This window comes from Pseudomonas sp. MC6 (assembly GCF_054790575.1).
The window spans coordinates 1255258-1279598 of the sequence record NZ_CP186504.1; the positions used below are offsets into that span (position 1 = coordinate 1255258).

Consider the following 24341-nt stretch of genomic DNA (forward strand, 5'->3'; position numbering starts at 1 on the left):
TATGCCTGAACATCTGATCGAAATACGCGACCTGCGTGTCGCCTTCAATGGCCAATCTGTGGTGCACGGCATCGACCTCGATATTCGTCCCGGGGAGTGCGTGGCGCTGGTTGGGGAATCCGGCTCCGGCAAATCGGTGACGGCGCACAGCATTCTGCAATTGCTGGACCCGGCCATCGCGCGGATCGACGGCAGCATCCGTTATGCCGGCGAGGAGCTGCTCGGCGTGCATGAACGCTACTTGCGGCAATTGCGCGGCAACCGCATCGCGATGATTTTTCAGGAGCCGATGAGTTCGCTGAATCCATTGCACACGATTGAGCGACAACTGGGTGAAAGCCTTGCGCTGCACAAGGGGCTGGCCGGGGCGGCGGCGCGCCAACGGATTTTGGAGCTCCTGGAATTGGTCGACATTCAACATCCGCGCGATCGGCTCAAGGCCTATCCACATCAGCTGTCGGGCGGACAACGGCAACGGGTGATGATCGCCATGGCGCTGGCCTGCGAGCCGCAGTTACTGATTGCCGACGAACCGACTACAGCGCTGGACGTAACCGTGCAACGCAAGATTCTGTTGCTGCTCAAAGAACTGCAGGAGCGGCTGGGCATGGCGTTGCTGATCATCAGCCACGACCTGAATCTGGTGCGCAATATCGCTCAGCGGGTGGCGGTGATGCGTGGCGGGGTGATTGTCGAACAGGCGTCGTGCGAACAGTTGTTCAGCGCGCCGCAGCATCCTTATAGCGTCGAGTTGCTCAACGCCGAGCCGGGTGGCGAGGCATTGTGCCGGGAACCCGCTGAGGATTTGCTGGAGGTGCGTGATCTCAATGTGCGCTTCCGTTTGGGCGGCGGATGGCTGCGCGCGAAATCCTGGTTGCACGCGGTGAACGGCATTGACTTGAATCTCCAGCGCGGCAAAACCCTGGGGATCGTCGGCGAGTCCGGTTCCGGAAAATCGACGCTGGGCCAGGCGATTCTGCGTTTGCTCGATGCCCGAGGCAGTATTCGCTTTCAAGGCGAGGCGCTGGAGCACTTGAGCGGCAAACAACTCCGGCCGCTGCGAAAACGCCTGCAAGTGGTGTTTCAGGATCCGTTCGGCAGCCTCAGTCCGCGCCTGTGCGTGGAGCAGATCATCGCCGAAGGTCTACAGGTGCACAGCGATTTGAACGCCAGCGAGCGCGAGAGGGCGGTGATTGATGTGCTGCGCGAAGTCGGTCTTGATCCGGCTACTCGCCATCGTTATCCCCACGAGTTTTCCGGTGGTCAGCGCCAACGCATCGCCATTGCCCGGGCGCTGGTGCTCAAGCCTGACTTGATCCTGCTGGATGAGCCGACCTCGGCGCTGGATCGCACGGTGCAAAAGCAGATCGTCGCGTTGTTGCGGCGTTTGCAGGCAGAACACGGCCTGACTTACCTGTTTATCAGCCACGATCTGGCGGTGGTGCGCGCGTTGGCGCATGACTTGATTGTGATGAAGGACGGCGAGGTGGTGGAGCGTGGCGAGACGAATGCGCTGTTTGATGCGGCGCAGCATCCGTATACCCGAGAGTTGCTGGCGGCTTCGTTCACTGGGTAACCCTGTAGGAACTGTCGAGTGAAACGAGGCTGCGATCTTTTGACTTTGCGTTCTAAAAAAAACAGATCAAAAGATCGCAGCGTGCCGCAGCTCCTTGTATGTTGCCCTCACACCAGTCAATTGAGATCTAAGCTCGCTGGTGCGGACATACGAAGATGTGTTTCTGGGGGAGACCGATCGCTCCTAAAGGCAGGACTTGCTCCTGACCTTGTCTGTAGAGAGGTCCCCCCGCCTCATTGCCCACCACGAAGAGTATCGAGAAGCCGACAAGTCGGACTTCGCATTACAAGGTTGCAGTGGCATGAAGTTCGAGGTCAGGGGAACCAGGATGCATTTCTAACCCAGTTCACTCGGAGTTGAAAGCATGAGCATGCATGTCGGTTTGGATGTGGGGTCTCGCACGACCGCCATGGGCTGGCGCAACGACGGCCGTTTTGCAGGGGCCTGCAACATCGACCAAACACCCGCCGGGCGCAAAGCAGCGGTCAACAGGTTGCTCGAGCTCAAGCCTTTATCCGTAGTGATGGAGGCCACCGGCATCTATTACCTGGATTTGGCCATGGAGCTCACCGCGGCGGGTTTGCCCGTTTCGGTTATCAACCCGAAGAGCTTTCATAACTTTGCCAAGCTGATGCTGAAAAACAGCAAAACCGATGCGATCGATGCCCAGTTGCTAGCCGAATACGGCGAACGCATGAGCCCAAAATTGTGGACGCCGCCCACGACCATACAGTTGGAACTGCGGGCTATCGGAAGGCATATCAATCGTTTGACGTGTCATCGCACCCGAGCCAAGAACGAGCTGCATGCGCTGAAAGCTACTCAAACAACCGTGAAAATGCTGATTGAAGACGAAGAAGAAGCCATTGAAGCTTTTGACAAGCGAATCGAGCGTTTCAGGCTCGCAGGTCGGGCGCTGATCGACAACTGCCCGACGCTAAGCGCCCAGTTTGGGCACATGATCGCAGCGCCGGGCATGGGCGAAATTTCAGTATTTGCGGCACTGGCTGAATTGACGACCTTGCCAGTGACACTTAAGTCCGCGCAGGTCAGCCGACATGCAGGACTCGATGTGCGGCTTACGCAATCAGGTACCAGCATCGATAAACCTGGGCGGATAAGTAAGGGCGGAAACGCCTACCTACGTTCAGCGATGTACATGCCAGCGCTGACTGCCATACGTTGCGACAGCAACGTGAAAGCCTTTTACGAAGCGTTGATCGGGCGAGGGAAGAGAAAGATGCAGGCTATCGTCGCCGTCATGCGCAAATACCTGACCGGCTTGTGGGCCTGCATGCGAGCCGGCGAAGATTTCAATACGGCCAAGCTTTTTTGCGCAAAAGATCTCGCAAAAGCTTGACCGTGAACAGAGTATCTACAGGGCCGAAACGCAAAAATCCCGCCACTGGGGGCGGGATTCTTGTGTCACTGAACGTCGCTATTACGCCGGGAACAGCTCGGACAGTTTCATCGACAGCATCATGTCGCCTTCAACGCGCAGCTTGCCGCCCATGAAAGCCTGCATGCCGTCGGTTTCGCCGCTGACGATACCTTTCAGGGTTTCGCTATCCAGTACCAGCGTGCAGTTGGCGTCCGGGTTTTCGCCTTCCTGGATGTCGCAGGTGCCGTCTTTGACAATCAGCGAGTACTGCTTGTCTTCGTCGGTGATGTTGAAACCGAAAACCAGATCCAGACCGGCAGCAGCGGCTGGGTTGAACTTGGCTTGCATTGCTTTTACGGCATCGGCTACGGAGGTCATGGTTCGATCCTTATGAGGTTGATTACAGCAAGGTTCACAGTTAACCGGACTCAACGGAAAGTGATGAGTTCCGGAGCCTTCAACAACTGCAAATGTGCATGACTGTTGAAGGAGGCCAAAGCCACCTCGCGACCGCGGAACTTCAGCTGGTTGAGCGAGGTGTTAACGATTTGCCAGTTCAATTCAAAGGCCTGTCTGGCAGGCATTTGCGTAATGAGGTGGAGCAGGGCGGTGATGGTGCCGCCGGAGGTGAACACGGCGATTTTCTGGTTTTTATCGGCCAGATCAAGAATGCGGTGCAGCCCGGCCTGGACGCGTTCGACGAAACCCAGCCAGCTTTCCAGCCCCGGTGTGTCGTAAGTGCCGGCCAGCCAGCGCTCGATGATCAGGGCGAAAATGCGTTGGAATTCGCCACGGTTCTGCGCGGCGTTGCGCAGGATGTCGAGGGCTTCCGGCTCGTCTGCCAGCATGTCCGGGAGCAGCGCGCGAATGACCGCGTCGGCATCGAATTCGTTGAACGCAGAATCGGTTTCCAGCGTCGGCACCGGCAGGCCTTTGGCGGCGTACTGCGCCAGCGCGCTGGTGGCCGTGTGCTGTTGGCGACGCAGGTCACCGGCGAGGCAGCGATCGAAGCTGATACCCAGTTCAGCGAGGTGCTGACCGAGGATTTCTGCCTGGCGCACACCGGTCGGCGACAGGACGTCATAGTCGTCTGCACCAAAGGAGGCCTGGCCATGTCGAATCAAGTAGATACTGCCCACGTCCGCGTCATCCCGGTACGTTGAAGGTTTGGCGAGGTTATGAGGATGACGGGTAGCTGTCAATGAAAAAACATACGCTTGTTTGAAATGCCCGTTACAGGGGTGTTGCCAGAGGTTTCACGGCTGGCCGATGAGCCGGCGCATGGGTATGCTGGAGCCATCCCGCGTGTGTTTCACATCCACGCACTGTTCTAAGGAGTCTCTGTGGAGTTTTTCACCGAATACGCCAGCTTCCTGGCCAAGACCGTCACTCTGGTGATCGCCATTCTGGTGGTGCTCGCCAGTTTTGCCGCATTGCGCAGCAAGGGCCGGCGCAAGTCGGCCGGTCAGTTGCAGGTCAGCAAGCTCAATGATTTCTACAAGGGCCTGCGTGAGCGCCTGGAGCAGACCTTGCTCGACAAGGATCAGCTCAAGGCTTTGCGCAAGGGCGAAGCCAAGTCCGAGAAAAGCGAGAAGAAGCAGAAGAACAAGCCCGAGGCCAAACCTCGTGTGTTCGTGCTGGATTTCGACGGCGACATCAAGGCCTCGGCCACCGAAAGCCTGCGCCATGAAATCACCGCGCTGCTGACCCTCGCTACAGCCAAGGACGAAGTGGTCCTGCGTCTGGAAAGTGGCGGCGGCATGGTCCACAGCTACGGCCTGGCGTCGTCGCAACTGGCGCGTATTCGCGAGGCCGGTGTGCCGTTGACCGTTTGCATCGACAAGGTCGCGGCCAGCGGCGGCTACATGATGGCGTGCATCGGCGAGAAGATCATCAGTGCGCCGTTCGCGATCCTCGGTTCGATCGGTGTTGTGGCGCAGTTGCCTAACGTCAATCGCTTGCTGAAGAAGCACGATATCGACTTCGAAGTGCTGACGGCTGGCGAATACAAACGCACTCTGACGGTGTTCGGCGAAAACACCGAAAAGGGCCGGGAGAAGTTCCAGGAAGACCTCGACATCACTCATCAACTGTTCAAGAACTTCGTCGCCCGTTATCGCCCGCAACTGGCGATTGACGATGTCGCCACCGGTGAAGTCTGGCTCGGCGTCGCGGCGCTGGATAAACAACTGGTTGATGAACTGAAGACCAGTGATGAATACCTGGCGGACCGGGCAAAAAAAGCCGAGGTCTATCACCTGCACTACGCCGAGCGCAAAAGCTTGCAGGAGCGCATTGGCATGGCCGCCAGCGGTTCGGTTGACCGCGTACTGCTGAGCTGGTGGAGTCGTCTGACTCAGCAGCGCTTCTGGTAACTCGAGCAGGCATAAAAAAACGCCGGTCACATGACCGGCGTTTTTTTGTCCGCGCTAAACCTGAAGGCTTAGCGGCGACGGAACAGCGGCAGCGGCTCGTCAGTGGCGGCCTGATAGGTCACCGAGAAGTCCTTGAGGCCTTCCAGCGCTTCGTACGGGTCTTTGTCCGCGCGAATGGCAAAGGCGTCGAAACCGCAGCGATGCATATAAAACAGCTGATCGCGCAGTACATCGCCAATCGCCCGCAGTTCGCCTTTGAAACCGTAACGGTCACGCAGCAGACGGGCGTTGGAATAGTTGCGGCCGTCGGTGAACGCCGGGAAATTCAGCGCAATCACCTGAAACTCGGCGACGTCTTCACCGATTTCTTCGGCTTCTTCGTCGGCATCCAGCCAGATGCCCAGACCACCGTCGCGGGCCTTGAGCATGCGGCTGTGTTCGCGCCACAGTTGCAGTGGCACGATCAGATCGTCGCAGTTGCTGATCTCGTCGATGTTGAAATCCTTGGGCAGCAAGTGCCAGGTTTCGTCGACGACCTCGTTGTTTTTAATGATTCGCTGCATAGACGCGTTCCTTGAAGAGGTCGATGCCAATACGCTGGTAGGTGTCGATGAAGCGCTCGTCTTCGGTACGTTGTTCAACGTACACGTCGATCAGCTTCGAGATCACGTCAGGCATGGCTTCCTGAGCGAAGGATGGGCCGAGGATCTTGCCCAGGCTCGCATCACGGCTGGCGCTGCCGCCGAGGGAGACCTGATAGAACTCTTCGCCTTTCTTGTCGACGCCAAGGATACCGATGTGGCCGACATGGTGGTGACCGCAGGCGTTCATGCAACCGGAGATATTCAGATCCAGCTCGCCGATGTCGAACAGGTAATCGAGGTCGTCGAAGCGGCGCTGGATCGATTCGGCAATCGGGATCGACTTGGCGTTGGCCAGCGAGCAGAAGTCACCGCCAGGGCAGCAGATGATGTCGGTCAGCAAGCCGATGTTCGGCGTGGCGAAACCGCCTTCACGCAGTTCGCCCCACAGGGTAAACAGCTGGCTTTGCTCGACGTCGGCGAGAATGATGTTCTGTTCGTGCGAGGTGCGCAGTTGGCCGAAGCTGTAGCGGTCGGCCAGATCGGCGACGGCATCGAGCTGCTTGTCGGTGATGTCGCCCGGGGCAACGCCGGTCGGCTTCAGCGACAGGGTCACGGCCACATAACCCGGCTTCTTGTGCGCCAGAGTGTTGCGGGTGCGCCAGCGGGCGAAACCCGGATGTTCCTTGTCGAGATCGGCCAATTGCGCGGTCTGGTTGTCCAGCGCCTTGTAGTCCGGATCGACGAAGTGCTTGGCCACACGCTGCAGCTCAGCGTCGGTCAATGTGGTCTGGCCACCGCGCAGGTGTTCCATTTCCGCATCGACTTTCTGCGCGAACACTTCCGGCGTGAGGGCTTTGACGAGGATCTTGATCCGCGCCTTGTATTTGTTGTCGCGACGGCCGTAGCGGTTGTATACGCGCAGGATGGCGTCGAGGTAGCTCAACAGGTCCTGCCATGGCAGGAACTCGTTGATGAACGCGCCGACTACCGGGGTACGGCCAAGGCCACCGCCGACCAAGACACGGAAACCCAGTTCGCCAGCGGCGTTGTGCACCGGCTCAAGGCCGATGTCGTGGACTTCAATGGCGGCGCGGTCAGCGGTCGAACCGTTGACGGCGATTTTGAACTTGCGTGGCAGGTAAGCGAATTCCGGGTGGAACGTGGTCCACTGACGGACGATCTCGCACCATGGGCGCGGATCGATCACTTCGTCGGCCGCGACACCGGCGAACTGGTCGGTGGTGACGTTGCGCAGGCAGTTACCGCTGGTCTGGATCGCGTGCATCTGCACGGTGGCCAGTTCAGCCAGAATGTCCGGGATGTCTTCCACCGCCGGCCAGTTGAACTGCACGTTCTGCCGCGTACTGATGTGGGCGTAGCCCTTGTCGTAGTCGCGGGCAATCTTGGCCATCATGCGCGTCTGACGCGAAGTCAGCTGGCCGTAAGGCACCGCCACCCGCAACATCGGCGCGAAGCGCTGGATGTACAGGCCATTTTGCAGGCGCAGGGGGCGGAATTCTTCTTCGCTCAGCTCACCTGCCAGATAGCGTCGGGTCTGATCACGGAACTGCTTGACGCGGTCCTCGATGATCCGCTGATCGTACTCGTCATATACGTACATATAAGTCCTGTTCTCAGGCTTTGGGCTACTCGGAAAACGCTGCGTTTTCGCGTGCTGGAGTCCGATTTTGCCTCTGCAATTCTGCGCGCACGGCCGCGCACTCCCTAGAGGAGCCGGGGCAATATACCCGTTTGCAGTTATGCGCAAAAGTGATGTTTGAGTATATGTAAAGAACCAAATCGCCTAACGAGAATGGCTGTCAACTAACCCACATTTGTCGTGCGGACAATCATCGTCTTAACTGTGGTCGAGTCTTTCTGCAATCACCGATAAAACCGACAAGAGGCGATGCAATGAGCAACCCGACCAAGGCAAGAAAAAGCGACAGCAGTGTCGATGCGTGGGCCATTCTGTTCCTGATCATTCTCGTAGTAGGGACAGCGGTGTTCTGGGTCAGCCATCAGTAAACGACCCGTCCGGGCCCGCGCCCGACGAATTGTCGGACAAAAAGCGGGATCAGGCATCAATAGCCGGGGATGGATGGCTATAATGCGCGGCCATTTTTCCTTGGGCCCGGATGTTTCATGTTCAAGTTTTTCCACCTCAGTCTTCTGTTGTTCGGCGCGCTGTTCCAGAGCGGCGCACGGGCCGAGTCTGTGCTGTTTTTGAATCCGGGTTCGACGCAGGAAGCCTTCTGGGTCAGCTATTCGCAATTCATGCAGGCGGCCGCCCATGATCTGGGAATCGACCTGCAGATTCTCTATTCCCAGCGCCAGCCCGAACTGACCCTGGCTCAGGCGCGCATCGCGTTGCAGGGGCCGAATCGGCCTGAGTACCTGGTGTTCGTCAACGAACAATATGTCGCGCCGCAAATATTGCGCCTGGCTGAAAACAGCGGCGTGAAGCTGTTTATGGTCAACGCGGCGCTGACACCTGACCAGCAAGCGTTGGTCGGCGAGCGTGACGACCGCATCGGCAGCCTGGTGCCGAACGACGAGGAGGGCGGTTACTTGATGATGAAGGAACTGATCCGTCTGCATCCGTCGTCGACAAACGCTGAGCCGATTGAAGTGTTGGCGTTCTCCGGCCTGAAGGTCACGCCCTCGGCGCAGTTGCGCGAACGCGGCATGCAGCGGGCGCTGGCCGAACATCCACAGATCCGCCTGCGGCAACTGGTGTACAGCGGCTGGATGCAGGAACGCGCTTATGAACAGGCCAAACAGCTGTTCGCCCGCTACCCGAAGGTGTCGCTGGTGTGGTCGGCCAATGATGAAATGGCCTTCGGCGCGATGCGCGCGTACGCCGAAACGGGCAAAGTCCCCGGCAAAGATGCCTTGTTCAGTGCGATCAATACCTCACCGGCGGCCTTGCAGGCGTTGGTTGACGGGCGCCTGAGCGCATTGGTCGGCGGACACTTCACCCTGGGCGGTTGGGCGCTGGTCGAGTTGCATGACGTTGAGCAGGGCGTCGATTTGAATCGCTACGGCGGCCGTGACCGGCAGATTCCCTTGTTGCCATTGATCGACAAAGCGCATGCCCGGCAAATGCTGGCCATGGGCGCGTCGCCGGACTACGGGGTGAATTTCCGCAAGCTCTCGGCCAAGGGGCAGCCGGAGTCCTATCGCTATCCGTTTACCTTGCAAACGCTGATGCGCTGACCGCGTCAGACACCGGCGAAATGCAGCACCAGTTTGACGATGGCAAACAGCGTCAATGCAAACACCGCGGTGAACAGAATGCCCAGCATCACGAAATGGCTGGGCTTGCCATGGGTGAAGTCCCTTGCCCGGTTCTTGCCGCTCTGCACTCCGAACGCCGCTGCCATCACGCTGTGCAGCATCTGCCAGAAGGTCGGTGGTTTGTTGTCGACTGGATCGTCCATAAATCCCCCTTCGAAATCGTGCCTTAAAGCATAGTCAACGCGGCCGGCAGTGCCTGACTTTTCTCGACCAGATGAGTCGTTACAACTGTTCCGTGGCCGCTATAACTATGTATCGCAGTACCGAGGGACTGAGATGGTGTCCTGTCGCTCCATTTACAGGAGCGATCTATGTCCCCCAATTCCCTTACTTCCCAGGTCGATGCGCCGAGCAAACCTCTGGCCACGGACAGTCTTCATGCGCAGTTCCTTGAAGCCTCTGTGCCGCAATGGCTGATCGATGCCAGCGGCCCGAGAAAAGCCGCGATCAAACGCGCCGGGACGACCAGACCGGGCTGGTACACGAGTGCGTCGGTGCAACAACGGCAGCATCTCGATGCCCGTTTCAAGGACAGTGTCACGGCGCAGATTCAACTGGACAAAACCATGTCCACGTTCAAAGACATCGACGCCTTTGCCCGGCCTTTACTGATTGAGGCGTTGAAAAGCCGGCATCAGGTCGATGTCGACGTCGACAAGACCTTTATATGCCTGAAGCGCCCTTTGTCCATGGGGGTTCTTGCGGTGGAAATCGGTTCTTTCGAAGTCTTGAAGTTGCCGATGCTGCAGGCTGCGCTGCACAACTTCGAAAGTCGGGAATGCGAGTACGGTGCCTTTCACCGCAGTTCCGGGTTTATCGTGGAAACCGCAACCCCCGGCACTTACACGTCAGTGCCCGTTAACGTGTCGGTCAGAGGCTTTCTGAGCCTGTGCAGAGATCTCGACATCGGGGCGAAATACCAGGCATATCTCAAGTCGTTTTTCCACCCGGAGGACACGGCGACTGAAACGACCTTGCGCGAGCATTTCATTGCCAGCCAGAAAGCCGCCCTGAGGGCCGCCGCCGAACGAGCATTGCTGGCCAAGGATATCGAGCCGGAAGATCACGCAATGATCCTCTCGGTCATCAAGGGTGAAAAACGTCCCAGAGTGGAAGGGAAACCGGTCTGGTTTCGTGACTTGGGGCTGATGCGGGAAAGACTGGTCGGCTGCGTCGTCTTCACGATTGCTGAAAAGCGTCGTTCGTTCGAGGCGGTGATTCTCTATGTGCCCAATGATCCTGAACATCCGCTCAAGCGCTACACCGGCAAGCAAGTCAACGACACGTTCAAGCGCCTGTTTACCGCCCGCGATGCACGACAGGCACAGAGCGCCGAGCCGACGCCTTACCAACGGTTTTTCAGCCAGTTCATGCCTTATGACAAACGGCCCTATTACTTCAGCCAGTTCGTCAAGGAAGCAGACGACGCACCTGCGGATGTGCTGTGGTCGCCGTGGCGCCGGATCATCGAGGTCATCACCCCGGCTTTTCCGTTTATCGAGATTCGGGAACTGCCACCCAAGCGCACGAAAATGCAGCCGGACCCTGACCCTTACCTCGGCGCCTCGCTGATGCTTCACGAGGGCAATGACCCCTGGGCCGACAACACCGACCTGTGGGTCTATCTTTATGAACAGCATCGTGACCGGGTGCTGGCGGATGCCCGCAGCCATGCGGTGCCGACTGCCGACGTCAACATCAAGACCCGCGATGCCAAACTGGCGGCCCTGCTGCAAGTCGGGCTGCTGGCGCTGAATATGGTGTCGATGTTCGTTCCGGTGCTGGGCGAGGTCATGATGGTGATCATGGCCGGGCAACTGTTATACGAGACCTTCGAGGGCGTGAAGGAGTGGAGCGAAGGGGACAAGCACGCGGCGAGGGCGCATCTGGTGGATGTGGCAGAAAACCTTGCGCTGATCGGCGCGATGGTCGGTGCGGGCGCGGTGTTCAACCGCCTTGCTGCCGTCAAGCCGGAGCCGGTGATCGAAAATCTGCACCCAGTGACATTGCCCAACGGCGAAACACGCTTGTGGAATGCCGATCTGCGCGGCTATGAGCAGGCTGTCACGCTGAGCGAGTCGACCGGACCGAATGCTCTGGGGCAGCACCAGGTCGATGGCAAAACCTGCATCCGCCTCGGGGGCAAGGTTTACGAGCAGATTCTTGATCCAGCGACGTCGCAATGGCGCCTTCGGCATCCCACTGACCCCGATGCTTACCAGCCTGTGCTTGAACACAACGGTCAGGGTGCCTGGCGCCACACGCTGGAACGCCCCATGTCCTGGGACACCCTGACGCTCCTGCGGCGCATGGGCCATACAACCGACGGCCTCTCGGATGAGACGTTGCTGATGCTGGCCGAGATCAGCGACCTCAGTGACAGCACCTTGCGCAAGATGCACATGGACCATTTGCCACCACCGCCCGAATGGCGCGACGCCTTGCGTCTGTTCAAGGCGGACGCGGCGGCAGGGCAGGTAATCGAGCAACTGCGGGGGACGGCGCGAATTGATGAGCGCTACCTGTTCGCGCTTGCGTTGGTCACCGAGATGCCACGCTGGCCGCGTGGGCGGGTGCTGGAAGTGTTCGAAGGTGTCGAGCTGTCGGGGCCGTCCATCCAGTATGGCGCCGGGAAACAGCTGCCTGGCACTCTCACCAGACCGGTCATCCAGCTCAATCGGGCCCAGGTGTTGAACGGGGAAATGCCGGCGCGGATTCTGGCGGCACTGGACGAAATCGAAATCAACTATTTGCTCGGCAGGGACGCCGCGCGAACGGCTTCAGCGAGGACTGACGCATTCCGGCAGCAACTGGCCGAGTTTGCCGATACGCGCCAGCCAGAGATCTTTGCCAGCCTCTACGCGGGCACTGACCCGGCCAATGCGCGCGTGCGCATTCTGCAGGGCGAGTGTCCCGACCTCAGCGATGCGGCTGCGCAGGATGTGCTGGATCATGCCACAGCGGCTGAGCTGGCCCGTCTCGATCATACGCGGCGTTCGCCCTTGAAGATGCTCGAAGAGGCTCGCTGGCATGCCCGTCAGGGACGCCAGACACGCGCCTTCGCCGGGTTGCGCAGTGCCAACCTGGCCACGGCGGACAGTCGACGACTGGCCTTGCACGCCTTGCAGCAACTGCCGGGCTGGCCGTCTACGCTGCGTCTGGAAGTTCGCGAAGGCAGCATCCGCGGCGCACTGCTCGACAGCATCGGTGAACACACCGCGCCCGAAAAAAGCTACCTGGTCAAGAACGGGGCTTTTTATCGGGCATTCAATGAGCGCGGGGAAATGCTCAATTTTACCTCCGGCCCGGGCGACAACTTCTACCGCTCGCTCATGCATGCGCTGCCGGATGACGCACGTTCGGCGATCGGTTTGCCCGACGTCAGTCGCAGCCGTGAACTACAAGCGAAAATCATCGAATACGCCCATATTCATCGTCGTGAGGCCGCACAACTGTTGGCGCCGCAACCCAAATGGTACAAGCCTCCGGTACGAATCAGCGCGACGCTGAAGGGCTACTACGCGAGCGGGCGTGGCACGAACCTGCATGCTTCCATCGTAGCGAGCGTCACGGAGCTGTACCCAAACCCGCAACAGGCCGAGGCATTTCTGCGTCAGCAGCGGGGTCAGACCGACAGACAGATTTTCACCGAACTGGGCAAGCGTCGGCAGGACTGGGAGGTGCTCAACGCCACACTGGAGCGATGGCAGGACAGCCCGACAAACAGCCAGGAAGGACAGCATCGCGGGCAACTTTCCCAAGCGCTCAGGGAGGCTTGGCGCAATGGCCCGCTGGCGGAGCACTACGCCGAGGCGACGCGGCTGTCGCTGGTTTGTGAGACGCCTTTACCGGTGATCACCAGCCGTTTTCCCCATGTGCGCGAGCTTTCGGTGATGGGCAACGGCATCACCGACGCCGATGCTGATGCGCTCCTGGAACTGTTCCCCAATGTCACCTGGCTGACCCTGGGAGATCGGGGGCACAGCTACGGCCAACTGTCCGTCAGGCCTCAACCACTCACCTCATTGCCAGAGTCGGTCAGCCGGTTGTCCGGGCTGACCCATCTGCGGTTCTCGACCCATGCGCCTGCTCTGGCGGAGAGTTTTGCGCGCAGGCTCGGTGCGCTGACGTCTCTGCAGGCGCTGCGCATCGACTATTCGGGATTCGACTCGACCACCCTGCATGCGCTGGACCTGTCGGGGTTGAGTGGTTTGCGCACGCTGCGAATCAACGCCCCCTACGCTATGCGGCAATGGCCGGCGTTCGTCGAGCGGCTTGAACAGCTTGAACGTCTGGATTTGACACACACTTCGATAGACACATAGCCCGATTCCCTCTACAGCGGACACGAACGGCTCTGGGCCGGGCTGTCGCTGGACTGGTCGAAACTGAACCGGGCGGCGTTCATGCGCACCTTCGAATACATCCAAAACGCCTCAGGCGCCTTTGGTCATCTGGTCGATCTGAATCAAATGGTGAGCGAGTATTGCCACGCAGAACTGGACTTCATGGCGCTGATGCCGAACTTCAGCGATCCGCTGCCGCAGCGATTCAATGAGGTCTGGACAACGCCCGAAGCGAGACTGATGGCGATTGATCAGGTCAGGGCCGAACACGATGAAATCTTTGCCCAGTTCTACGCCCCGTCCCAGCAGGGTGGACCGCGCAACCCCGCGCTCCGGTGGCAATGGGCGACGGGGCGCAGCGCCGGCATCTTGAGGGCCCTCAAGAACAACTGGAATGGCGCGCTTCGTCAGCGTTACGGCGTGGCGGCAGACCTCTCCACGCTTGCCCTGCCTGAGTCGGGACTCGACCTCGGAGGATCGGCATCGGTCGAGAAAATCCTTACGCTGCCGCCATTGCCGGCGGGCAGTTTTCCCCACGTTCACACGTTGCGTCTGAGCTTGCTGGATGTTCCCGCCGCACAGGCCCGCGGATTTATCAGGGCTTTCAGCGGTGCCGAAGTTCTCGATATCAGCGGCAATGCGTTCTCCGAATTGCCGTTTGCCGCCGAGGAGCTGCCGGCGTTGACCGAACTCGACGTGTCCAGTAATCAGCTCGTCGTCACACCGCCAGTGCAAGCGCAATTCAATGCGTTGCAGCGCATCGAGAAGCTCAATCTGGGGCAGAACCCGTTGCACCATCTGGATGTCAGCGCGATGACCGGGCTGCAGGCGCTGAACCTCAGATCGACGCAGCTGCAATCCTGGCCCGCCGGAGCCGAAAGCCTGCCGCAGTTGTCCTGGCTCGACTTGCGTGACAATCAAATCGCCTCGCTCTCGCCCCAGGTACTGTCCGATCCCGATGCGCTGTTGAAAGTCAATCTGACAGGCAATGCTTTCAGCGCTGAAGGTGAGACCGCGCTGAACACGGCGTTGCGCCGCATCGAAGCAGCCAAAGGGCTGGGGCAAGGCACACTGGCGCGATTCGCCGCTGAGCCGGTGCCCGCGCAGTTTCCGCCGACGGAAACGGGGACGTCCCTGGCGCACCTGTTGCTACCCCTGCCTGAGCGGGGCGCCTTGATCCCGGACGAGGCGGGGAGACTGGCGCACTTGCAGCGACTGACCCCCAGCATGACCCCTGAGCGCGCCCGGCTGGCATTGCGCAGGCTGCGTGCAGCGGGGCAAAGCGATGCGCAGATAGACGCGCAAATAAGCCAATGGCATCAAACCAGTGAGGCACTGATTCGCCCGTTGAATGACTGGCTGTATACCCGGGAAGTACGCATTGTCAGGACGCACATATCGGCGCAAAGTCGCTCGCTCGCAGCATTGCGTATCTGTGAAGCCTGGCTTGAGGGGCAGACGCGAGGCCCCGCTGGCGAAGGCCTGGAGCTCAGGTTGCAAGGGTTGCAGACCGGCGATCTGCCGCCCCTGAATGCGCCGCTGGCAAGGGTGACGACATTGAATCTGCGCGGTGTGCGAATGACCGCACAAGGCTCGAACGATTTTCTGCGGGCATTTCCCGACCTCAGTACATTGATCATCAGTGGCAATGACCTGACCAGCGTTCCAGGCGCGGTGCTGCACCTGCCTGAATTGCAACAACTGGAAATGCAGCACTGCAACCTCTCCAGCGCCACGAGTGTTTACCCTTTGCTGGGCCGCAATCGTCTGCGCAGACTCGATCTGGGCTACAACACGCTGCAGTCCTTCAACCCGCCAGATTTCGGCACCCTCGAAACCCTGGACCTGCGCTACAACGCATTGAACGATTGGCCCGCCGGCGTTTTGCAGAGCCGATACCTGCGCCGGCTCGACTTGCGCAGCAACAACATCACGCGACTTCCCGAGTCTCTTTTCGATGGCAATCACGCGCGGCTGGTTGCAGGCACTGATTTGTCCGCAAACCATGACCTGACACTCTCCGCACTGCAGCGGCTCAGGTACTACAGCCGCGTGCATGCGGCCTCTCACGTTATAGGCATTTCACGCGCAAACATTGACGAGATGATTCGCGCTCAGCTTTTTGGCGCCGACGTCAACCCTGTCGCCGAACATGCCGGGGAAGTAAACGAAGGCGCCGCAGGCGGTGAAGGTGGCCATGCCACTGGGTTTGACCCCCATGCAGCCGTGCTGCCTGCCGAAAGCATTTTGGATCCGGCCAATGATGTCTCGCCGAGGGCACTGAATCCCTGGCTCGAAGGGGCTTCACCGGCATTGGCCGAAGCGCGAAGAGTGCGCTGGACGCAATTGGCGCACGAGCCGGACCATGAACGGTTTTTCCAGTTGATTCGACTGTTGCGCGATACCCGCGATTACCGACTGGCGCAGGCCGATCTGACGCGCAGGGTTTGGGGTGTCATGGATGCCGCGAGCGAAAACACCGAACTGCGGGAGTTGCTGTTCCAGAACGCTGAAACCCACGGCACCTGCACTGATGGACGCATTCTGACGTTCAGTGAACTCGAAGTGCATGTAGCGGTGTATCAGGCCCTGCGCGATATTCCACCGAATCGAGTGTTGGTCAGGGGACGGGCGCTGTTGAGGTTGTCCCGACAGTTGTTTCGTCTGGAACGGGTAGAGATTCTCGCCGAAGCCGCAGCGCAGGGCCATGATCGCGCGGAAATACGCTTGCGTTACCGGATCGGTCTGACCAGTGGCTGGGGCGATGGTCTGGATCTGCCCGGCCAACCGGCGTACATGCTTTACGGCACGCCGATCAGTGATGACATGCTGGTGCAAGCCCGGGCGTCGATTCTGGAGGCGGAGCAAACCGACGCACTGCTGGTGAGCATGGCGTCGCGCGATTACTGGAACGAATATCTGCAAACGCGTCACCCGCAAGACATGAACGCGATCAGCACCGCCGTCACCGAGCAACGCCATCAACGTTTGAGCGAACTTGAGGATCTTCGGTCAGCCGGGGAAATCGATACCGATCAATACAATCTGGAGCTGATTGAAGTGAGCAAGGCGATTGATACCCAGCGCGTGCAGAAGGTGGTCGAGTTGACTCGTCGAGAGATCAACGATCTGCGCAGCCTGGCCGATGAGTCGGAACGTCCGGGCACTCTTCCACCCATGCCCGGGCCTTCCCGGCGCCCGTAACCGCGTTTTGGCAGCGGGGCAGCGTACCCGGCCCCGCTGCAACTTACATACGCGGTTACCAACTGCGGGTCGGGCGATACAGGGATACCGCAGTCGGGATGCTCCTGAGTGGTCTGCTTTTCACTCCATCAACCAAGGAGTGATCATGATCGCTATCCCACCCGACCCGGTATCGGCGCAGCCTGTTTCGCCGACTCCGCCCGCAAACGAAAACCGGCCCGTGAAGCTGGCTGCGACGCGCAGCCTTCACGGCGTCTTCCTCGAAAAAAACGCACCACAATGGTTGACCGACGCAACGACGCAACGACGCGATGCGCTCAAGAACGTCTCGACGGTGCTGCCGTCCTGGTATCAAGACGCCACGCCCGCTCAGCGAACGGCGTTGAGTGACAGCTTCAAGGCCAGTGTCGATGCGCAGAACCGCCTGGACAAGCGCATGTCGACGTTCCAGCCGGTTGAAGCGTTCGCCAAACCCCTGCTGATCAAGGCCTTGAAAGACCAGTACCAGGTGCAAGTGGATGTCGAAAAGACACTCTTGTGCCTTAAACGTCCGGTAGAAATGGGTGTTCTGAAGATTGAACTGGCATCGTTCGAGCTCTTCAAACTTTCGCTGCTGGACGCCGCGCTGCATAACTTTGAAGCCTACGAATGCGCGGCAGACGCGTTTCACAGCACCTCCGGTTTCGTTGTCGCGACGACCACGCCGGACACCTACGAGTCCGTGAGCCCCGGCTTGACCGTCAGCCAGTTTCTGGGCTTGTGCCGCCGCCTGGATATCGGCAAGCAATACCAGACCTATCTGCAGGGCTTCTTTCATCCGACGGACGCGGCGGCTGAAGCCGAACTGCGCGAGCGATTCATCAGCAGCCAGAAGGCGACCCTGCGCGCCGCGGCCGAACAGGCACTGTTGCAGAAGGACATCGAACCGGCGGATCACGCCATGATTGTGTCAGTGATCGATGGCCAGATGCATCCGTGGATTGGCGAAAAACCGGTCTGGTTTGCCGATCTGGGGGTGATGAAAAAAAGAATGACCGGCTGTGTGGTTTTCGATATTTGTGAAAAATACCGCTACAGCGATGAGGTGATCGTGTACATCCCCCACGATCCGGAGCATCCGCTAAAGCGCTACAGCAGTGCGCAAATGCGCGACGAGTTCAAGCGCTTGCTCACAGCGCGCGATGCTGCACAGGCTTCGAGTGCGCAGCCGACGTCCTACCAGCGCTTCCTCAGTCAGTTCCTGCCCTATGACCAGCGCCCATACTATTTCAGTCAGTTCACGAAGAAGGCCGACGACTCTCCGAACGATGCCTGGCGCCTGAAGCGCAATCCATGGCTGGCATTTATTGAATCGATCACCCCCGGTTCGGTGTTTTCGCGAATCCGGGAGCTGCCGCCGGAGCGCAATGTCAAGCTTGTGCCTGAGCCTGATCCGTACATCGCCGCGTCGACGGTAAGTCGCGAGGGGCGGGGTATCTGGGCGCCCAACGAGGATCTTTGGGAGTACCTGTATAAACAGAACTGCAAGAAGGTCCTGGCCGACGCCCGAAGTCACGCCGTGCCGACGGCTGACGTCGATGTGAAAGCGCGTGAGGCCAAGCTGGCGCACTTGATGCAAATCGGCATGCTGGGATTGAACATGGTGTCGATGTTTGTGCCGGTGTTGGGCGAAGTCATGATGGTGGTGATGGCCGGGCAATTGTTGTACGAGACCCTGGAGGGCGCGATCGAGTGGAGTGAAGGCGATCGCAGGGCGGCCAAGGATCATCTGATCGACGTCGCCGAGAACCTGGCCCAGATCGTGGTGATGGCGGGGGTGGGCGTGGGTGTGCGCAAATTCTCAGCCGCCAGTGCGGTTCCGGTCATCGAACAACTCAGCCCGGTGAAGCTGCCCAATGGCCAGACGCGACTGTGGAAGCCCGATCTCGGCGCGTACGAATCCACGGTGACGCTGGAGGCCAGTCCTGGCCCGAACACGCAGGGACAGTACGTGATCGATGGCAAAACCTTTATTCGTCAGGACGGTAAGGTTTACGAGCAGTTTTATGACGAATCGATCAGCAAGTGGCGCATCAGGCATCCCACTGACGCCAGCGCCTATCAGCCTGTGCTCGAAAGCAATGGCCGGGGGGCCTGGCGTCATTCACTGGAACGGCCTCTGGCGTGGGATCGCCTCACCCTGTTACGGCGCATGGGGCATGTCACCGACGTATTTTCCGACGCCGAACTGATCAAGGCTGGCGATATCAGCGGCGTCAGTGACAATGCGTTGCGCAAGATGCATCTGGATAAAGCCGCGCCGCCGCCAGAGCTGACTCAGGCCATGCAACTGTTCAAGGCTGATGCGGATACGGCGCGCGTCATGGAGCAGTTGCAGGGGACGCAACCGATCGACGAAATGTACTTTTATGCGTTACCGCTGGTGACTGAAATGCCGCGCTGGCCGGCGAACCGGGTGCTGGAGGTCTTCGAAGGGCCGCAGATGTCCGGTAAATCCGTCAAGTACGGATCCGAACGCCGGGTTCGGGGTGTGAGCGTCAAGGTACCGATCCAGGTCACCCGGCCCGAGATCCTGAGCGGGGATATGCCAGCGCGAATTCTGGCGCAGCTCGACGAGTCCGAAATCACTCGACTGCTAGGCGGGGAAGGCGCGCGCGTGCATGACGCGAGGCCGGCAGAATTTGGCAAGCAAATGGCCGCTCACGCGCAAACCCGTCAACCAGCGATTCACGACAGTATTTACAAGGGCACCGAACCCGTCGACGCCAGGGTCACGCTCTTGCAGAACGCCTGTCCGGGGCTCAGCGACGCGGCTGCGCAAGAGATCCTTGCACACAGTCACACCGATGATCTTGCGCGGCTGGGCTCTCCCCATCGAGTCCCGTTGCGGATGCTGGAGGACGCTCGTTGGTACGCGCGGCGAAGTCGGCAAGTCACGGCCTATGCCGGCTTGCGCAGCGAAAACATCGCCTCGGCGGACAGCCGCCACCTGGCGCTGCGCACCCTGGAACGTCTGCCGGGCTGGCCAGACAACGTGCGGCTGGAAGTCCGCGAAGGCAAGGACAGTGGCACGTTGCTCGACAGCATTGGCAGCGAGACGGCCCGCGAAAAAAAATACCTGATCAAAAAGGGCCCGCAATTCCAGGCATTCAATGATCGCGGTGAAGAACTCAATAGCCTGCCTCGAAGCGCAGGCAACTTTTACGCATCGATCATGCACGCCTTGCCCGATGATGCGCGCCGTAGCCTGGGCATGCCGGAGGTCAGTCAGTGGCCCGAACTGCAAAAAAAGATCATCGAATACGCCGATCAGCATTACAGCACCACGCTGGCCTTTCTGGAGCCGCAGGGCAAGTGGTTCAAGGCACCTGTGCGGGTCAGCGAAACCTTGACCGGTTACGCCGCCAGCGGAAGGGGGCCCAGGCTCAATCCGGCGCTGAGTGCACGGGCGCGCGATATCTATCCCGATCTCACCGAAAGGCAGGCTGACGACTTCATTCTGGGACGAGTGCGGGCGGGCGATAACGAGAGCCAGATCGCTCAGATGTTGCAGGACCGCCTGCTTGAATGGAACAACCTTGAGACGACACTTGATCAATGGGTGGAGCATTCGACGGCTGCGCGCGGCGAGCAGGGCCACCGGTTGCGGGCTGCGCAAGCGCTGAAGGCGTGCTGGCGCAAGGCACCGTTAGCCGCCGAGATGCCCGGGGCAGACCAGCTCGCGTTCATCACCTACGATCCTTTGCCGGCACTTGCGGCGGATTTTACCCATGTGCGCGAACTGACCATTGGTGGCAACGGTATGACCGACGGCAATGCCGAAGCGTTTCTGGCTCTGCTGCCCAATGTCGAGAAATTTTCGCTGGGGCAGCGGAGCAATCACTATGGCATCTATGCGCTGCAACAAATGGCATTGACCACCTTGCCCGAGGCGGTGACCAGAATGGCCTCGCTGAAAAGTCTGAAGTTCAGAACAGCGGCGCCTGCATTGGCGATCTCTTTTCCAGCCAGATTGCGAGCATTGACCGGGCTTGAAGAGCTTCACCTCAACTACGCGGGATTGTTCACTCCCGCCCCGGTGCTTGACCTGGCACCACTCACACACCTGGAAAAAATCAAGATCGAAGGCTTGAGCCTGGTGCAGTGGCCTGCCTATGTGCAAGGGCTTCCTGCACTGCAGCGTCTGGACCTGTCGCGCACCGCCATCAGTTCCATTCCTGACTCGCTCTACACCGGACATGAACGACTCTGGGCGGGGCTATCGCTGGACTGGTCGAGGTTTTCCCATGAGGCGTTCAAGCCCGCTTATGAGTACGTCAAAAAGTACATGGGGGAATTCGGACATCTGGTTGATCTCGACTTGATGGTTCGCCGCTACTGTGCCGGCGAGCTGGAGTTTCTCACGGGGGAGGCCGGGCATATCAATCCGTTGCCTGCGCGCATCATGAACCTGTGGAACACCCCCGAAACCAGACTCAACGCCGTCGAGGCTTTACGTGCAGAGCACGCCGGGATCTTCCGGCAGTTTTATCACCCCACGGCGTCCGATGGACTGAGAACGACCATGCTATTGCCGCGCTGGCAGACGCAACCCAATGTCCGGGTGCTGCGCGCACTCGAAAAAAACTGGCGTGCTGCCATACGCAAGCGCTATAGCCTGGACTCCAATGTGCAACCGCCTGGCCCACTGGAGCGGGAACTTCCCGTGAACCGCGACGATGCCGGCGTATTCGAGCTGTATGACTCGACCTGGACGCAGAACGAAATCACCGTCAGCGAGCTACCCCGGTTACCGGCCGGCACATTTTCCCACGTGCGGACCGTGCGCCTTGACCGTATGGTTGCGCCGGTCGAGCAGGTTCGCGATTTTCTCATGGCCTTCAGTGGCGTGCGTAACCTGGAAATCACTTCGAGCGTTTTGACTGAGGTGCCGTTCAGGCCGGGCGACCTGGCGCAACTGACGCGACTGGACCTCTCCTTTAACCAGATCGAATCCACCCCTGCGCTGCAGAGCCGGATCAATGGTCTGGTAAACCTTGAACATCTGAGCATGCGCCTCAATCGGCTGACCGAACTGGATGTGTCGGGCCTGACCCGCCTCAAGACATTGAACCTCAGCTCGAATGCACTCGGTGCGTGGCCAAGGGGCGCTGAAAACCTTCCACAATTGAAATGGCTGGACCTGCGCTACAACAACATCGCTGCACTGCCGAAATCCGTGCTCGGCCACGCAGACATGCTGCTGCGCACCAGCCTGATGACCAACAATCCTTTCAGTGTTGAAGGGGCGGCGGCCTTGACGGCGGCGCAAGGGCGTATCGAAAGCGCCAGAGGTCTGCCCATCGGTGCCTTGGGGCAATTTGACTTGCAACCTGTACCGCTGCTGATGCCTCCGGGCGAGATGCCGGCCGAGACAGCGTTTTCTCTCGTTGAACGCCTGTTGCCGCCGCTTCTCGAGACCACCGTGGTTGAAGGTCCCACAGGTTTTGCACAGCGGGTGCAGGATCTGAACCCGATCATTTCTCCGGAAGAGGCGCAGCAATGCGTGGCCCGATTACGTCTGGAGGGGCTGACTGATGCAGGGATCGATGCCCGGTTGCGCGAATGGCAAGAAACCGCCGTATCAATGACCCGCGAATTGAATGGCTGGATCTTTGCCCGTGAGGCCAATGTCTACGGCAGTCTGGTCTCGGCGTACAGTCGAGAAATGGCTGCGCTGAAAATCCGTGAATGCTGGCAGGATGGCGTGACCGGTCATGCCGATGGCGCAGGGCAGACACTGAATCTTACCGGGGTGCACACAGGCGATTTACCGCCACTGTCGACAGTGCTTTCCCATGTCCGCACGCTCAATCTGACCGGTACCCGATTCACGTTGCAAAGTTTCAGCGGGTTTTGCCGCGCTTTCCCTGAGGTGACCACGCTGACGCTCAATGGCAATGCGCTGGAGGTGCTGCCGGGGGGCGTCGGCAACCTGAGCCAGTTGTCGCGGCTGGAGTTGAGCGGCAATCGCTTTGGGGATGCGCAAAGCCTTTATTCCCAGGTCGGAGGGGATCGCCTGCGATGGCTGGACCTCAGTCACAACCGTCTGGACGACTTCAACGCCAGCGCGTTCAGCCGACTGGAAACCCTCAATCTCGCCAACAATGGTCTGCAGCATTGGCCAGACGGAATAATGGAGCTGGAACATCTGCAAACGTTGAACCTGACGCTCAACCGCATCATGAACATACCTGGCTGGTTGTTGGGCGGCGCGCATCAACCACTGGTTGCCGGCACTGACCTGTCCGAAAATCCACTGCTTCTCAATAGTCTGGAACAGCTCAGGGATTACAGCGTGGCCAACGATGGCCGCCCTGTGATGGGACTGTCGCGAGCCACTCTGGATCATGAAATCGTGCAGCGCCAGTTACATGCCGACAGCGAGTCCGATTTTGACTATGAATCGGGGTCCGGGAGCGATGACAGCGATGACAGCGATGACAGTGATGGCGGGGGGGGCGGTGGCGGCGCAGCGGTTGTGCCGGGTGCAGATGTGCATGCGGGTGTCGAGGCACTTGAGGTTATTGCCAACCCGCAACACGACGTGGCTGCGCCGGCCATGGAAACCTGGCTGACTTACACACCCGTCGATGCGCGCTCCGCTCGGCAAAAGATGTGGCAGCAATTGGCGCAAGAAGCCAATCATGAGTCGTTCTTTCATTTGCTCTCGACGCTGCACGATACCGCCGAGTTCAGGCTGGCGGGTGGCGATCTGACTCACCGGGTATGGCAAGTCATTCAGGCAGCGAGTGAAAATACCGAATTGCGCGAGCTGTTATTTGCCAACGCCGAGACCCATGGCACCTGTCCTGATGGCCGCATTCTTTCTTTCAGCGAACTGGAAACACGGGTTTATGTGTACACCGCTTTACGCGATATACCTCGTCATCGTGCGGATCTGCGAGGCAGAGCCCTGTTGGATATGACCCGACGCCTGTTTCGACTTGACAGGGTCGACAGGCTGGCTGAAGCCGTTGCCGTTAACCAGGACAGAGCGGAAGTGCGACTGCAGTATCGCATCGGCATGATCCGCGGTTGGCCGGACGGGCTGGAATTACCGGCACAACCGGAGCATATGCTGTACGGCACGCCCATCCGGGGGCGGCGATTGATCAACGCACGCGCCTCTGTACTGGCGGATGAGGCGTCGAACATATTCGTGGAGGATCTTAGTGCGCGTGATTACTGGGGTGTCTATCTGCAAGAACAATATCCCGCCGAGTTCCAGGCGCTTGAACAGAACGCCGCAAGGCGCATGGAAGAGGTTGAGGATGCACATCCCGACAGAAACGACAGTGCAGAATCGCTCCAGACGTATCTCGATGCGATGCAAGCGTTAAGGATCGAACTGGCCGATGCGCGTTCCGCGACGCTGCAGGCGCTGACCCGCCAGGAAATGCAGAAATTGGCAGGAGCGCATGAAGAGGGGCCGCAGCCGGGCCCTTCGTCACCGCAACCGGGGCCCTCGTGGCGGCCGTGACGCAGTGATGGGGCGGGCCTGGGAGCAGAAGGTTCCCAGGCCCTTGGCCAGAC

12 protein-coding genes are annotated in these 24341 nt (G+C 59.5%); 7 read left to right on the plus strand and 5 right to left on the minus strand.

Annotated elements, in window-relative coordinates; genetic code table 11:
* The first annotated feature begins 1 nt into the window (after position 1).
* Together ACOYXE_RS05825 and ACOYXE_RS05830 are read left to right on the plus strand one after the other, a co-directional pair.
* Complete coding sequence (locus tag ACOYXE_RS05825) at positions 2–1576, plus strand: ABC transporter ATP-binding protein (RefSeq protein WP_460928155.1); 1575 nt, start codon at positions 2–4, stop codon at positions 1574–1576.
* A 364-nt stretch (positions 1577–1940) separates the two neighbouring features.
* On the plus strand, positions 1941–2936 hold the full coding sequence (locus ACOYXE_RS05830) for an IS110 family RNA-guided transposase (protein ID WP_460926376.1): 996 nt from the start codon (positions 1941–1943) through the stop codon (positions 2934–2936).
* An 81-nt stretch (positions 2937–3017) separates the two neighbouring features.
* On the opposite strand, the gene ACOYXE_RS05835 is transcribed toward ACOYXE_RS05830, so the two are convergent.
* Both ACOYXE_RS05835 and ACOYXE_RS05840 read right to left on the minus strand, forming a co-directional pair.
* Positions 3018–3335 carry an SCP2 sterol-binding domain-containing protein gene (locus ACOYXE_RS05835; RefSeq protein WP_053120860.1) on the minus strand — a complete coding sequence of 106 codons (318 nt, stop codon included), beginning with the start codon at positions 3333–3335 and terminating at the stop codon, positions 3018–3020.
* 50 nt (positions 3336–3385) lie between these two features.
* Positions 3386–4096, minus strand: coding sequence for a histidine phosphatase family protein (locus tag ACOYXE_RS05840; RefSeq protein ID WP_160058282.1), 711 nt, complete (start codon positions 4094–4096; stop codon positions 3386–3388).
* Between the two features lie 204 nt (positions 4097–4300).
* Between ACOYXE_RS05840 and sohB the strand changes: the two genes are divergently transcribed.
* The gene (sohB, locus tag ACOYXE_RS05845; protein ID WP_160058281.1) at positions 4301–5332 is read left to right on the plus strand and encodes a protease SohB; all 1032 of its coding nucleotides are present in this window, start codon (positions 4301–4303) and stop codon (positions 5330–5332) included.
* Positions 5333–5400: 68 nt separating this feature from the next.
* On the opposite strand, the gene ACOYXE_RS05850 is transcribed toward sohB, so the two are convergent.
* Together ACOYXE_RS05850 and ACOYXE_RS05855 are read right to left on the minus strand one after the other, a co-directional pair.
* Positions 5401–5895 carry a DUF934 domain-containing protein gene (locus tag ACOYXE_RS05850; RefSeq protein ID WP_160058279.1) on the minus strand — a complete coding sequence of 165 codons (495 nt, stop codon included), beginning with the start codon at positions 5893–5895 and terminating at the stop codon, positions 5401–5403.
* Positions 5879–7537, minus strand: coding sequence for a nitrite/sulfite reductase (locus ACOYXE_RS05855; RefSeq protein ID WP_034152311.1), 1659 nt, complete (start codon positions 7535–7537; stop codon positions 5879–5881). The genes ACOYXE_RS05850 and ACOYXE_RS05855 overlap by 17 nt, the downstream gene beginning before the upstream one ends.
* Positions 7538–8061: 524 nt before the next feature.
* On the opposite strand from ACOYXE_RS05855, the gene ACOYXE_RS05860 reads away from it, so the two are divergent.
* Positions 8062–9135, plus strand: a complete 1074-nt coding sequence (locus tag ACOYXE_RS05860; RefSeq protein ID WP_460928159.1) for an ABC transporter substrate-binding protein — start codon at positions 8062–8064, stop codon at positions 9133–9135.
* Between the two features lie 5 nt (positions 9136–9140).
* Here ACOYXE_RS05860 and ACOYXE_RS05865 read toward each other — a convergent pair whose 3' ends face one another.
* A complete protein-coding gene (locus ACOYXE_RS05865; protein WP_016983294.1) occupies positions 9141–9359 on the minus strand; it encodes a DUF2970 domain-containing protein in 219 nt (72 codons plus the stop codon).
* Between the two features lie 168 nt (positions 9360–9527).
* Between ACOYXE_RS05865 and ACOYXE_RS05870 the strand changes: the two genes are divergently transcribed.
* The 3 genes from ACOYXE_RS05870 to ACOYXE_RS05880 all read left to right on the plus strand — a co-directional run bounded on the left by ACOYXE_RS05870 (position 9528) and on the right by ACOYXE_RS05880 (position 24288).
* Positions 9528–13541 carry a dermonecrotic toxin domain-containing protein gene (locus ACOYXE_RS05870; protein ID WP_460928160.1) on the plus strand — a complete coding sequence of 1338 codons (4014 nt, stop codon included), beginning with the start codon at positions 9528–9530 and terminating at the stop codon, positions 13539–13541.
* An 81-nt stretch (positions 13542–13622) separates the two neighbouring features.
* Positions 13623–16766 (plus strand): NEL-type E3 ubiquitin ligase domain-containing protein, encoded by a 3144-nt coding sequence (locus tag ACOYXE_RS05875; protein WP_460928162.1) that lies wholly within the window; start codon positions 13623–13625, stop codon positions 16764–16766.
* Between the two features lie 145 nt (positions 16767–16911).
* On the plus strand, positions 16912–24288 hold the full coding sequence (locus ACOYXE_RS05880; RefSeq protein ID WP_460928164.1) for an NEL-type E3 ubiquitin ligase domain-containing protein: 7377 nt from the start codon (positions 16912–16914) through the stop codon (positions 24286–24288).
* Positions 24289–24341 lie beyond the last annotated feature (53 nt).

Excerpts from the sequence above, each read along its gene's own strand:
- ACOYXE_RS05825 (WP_460928155.1), top strand. The coding sequence starts at position 2 with ATGCCTGAACATCTGATCGAAATACGCGACCTGCGTGTCGCCTTCAAT.
- ACOYXE_RS05830 (WP_460926376.1), top strand. The coding sequence starts at position 1,941 with ATGAGCATGCATGTCGGTTTGGATGTGGGGTCTCGCACGACCGCCATG.
- ACOYXE_RS05835 (WP_053120860.1), bottom strand. The coding sequence starts at position 3,335 with ATGACCTCCGTAGCCGATGCCGTAAAAGCAATGCAAGCCAAGTTCAAC.
- ACOYXE_RS05850 (WP_160058279.1), bottom strand. The coding sequence starts at position 5,895 with ATGCAGCGAATCATTAAAAACAACGAGGTCGTCGACGAAACCTGGCAC.
- ACOYXE_RS05855 (WP_034152311.1), bottom strand. The coding sequence starts at position 7,537 with ATGTACGTATATGACGAGTACGATCAGCGGATCATCGAGGACCGCGTC.
- ACOYXE_RS05860 (WP_460928159.1), top strand. The coding sequence starts at position 8,062 with ATGTTCAAGTTTTTCCACCTCAGTCTTCTGTTGTTCGGCGCGCTGTTC.
- ACOYXE_RS05865 (WP_016983294.1), bottom strand. The coding sequence starts at position 9,359 with ATGGACGATCCAGTCGACAACAAACCACCGACCTTCTGGCAGATGCTG.
- ACOYXE_RS05870 (WP_460928160.1), top strand. The coding sequence starts at position 9,528 with ATGTCCCCCAATTCCCTTACTTCCCAGGTCGATGCGCCGAGCAAACCT.
- ACOYXE_RS05875 (WP_460928162.1), top strand. The coding sequence starts at position 13,623 with ATGCGCACCTTCGAATACATCCAAAACGCCTCAGGCGCCTTTGGTCAT.
- ACOYXE_RS05880 (WP_460928164.1), top strand. The coding sequence starts at position 16,912 with ATGATCGCTATCCCACCCGACCCGGTATCGGCGCAGCCTGTTTCGCCG.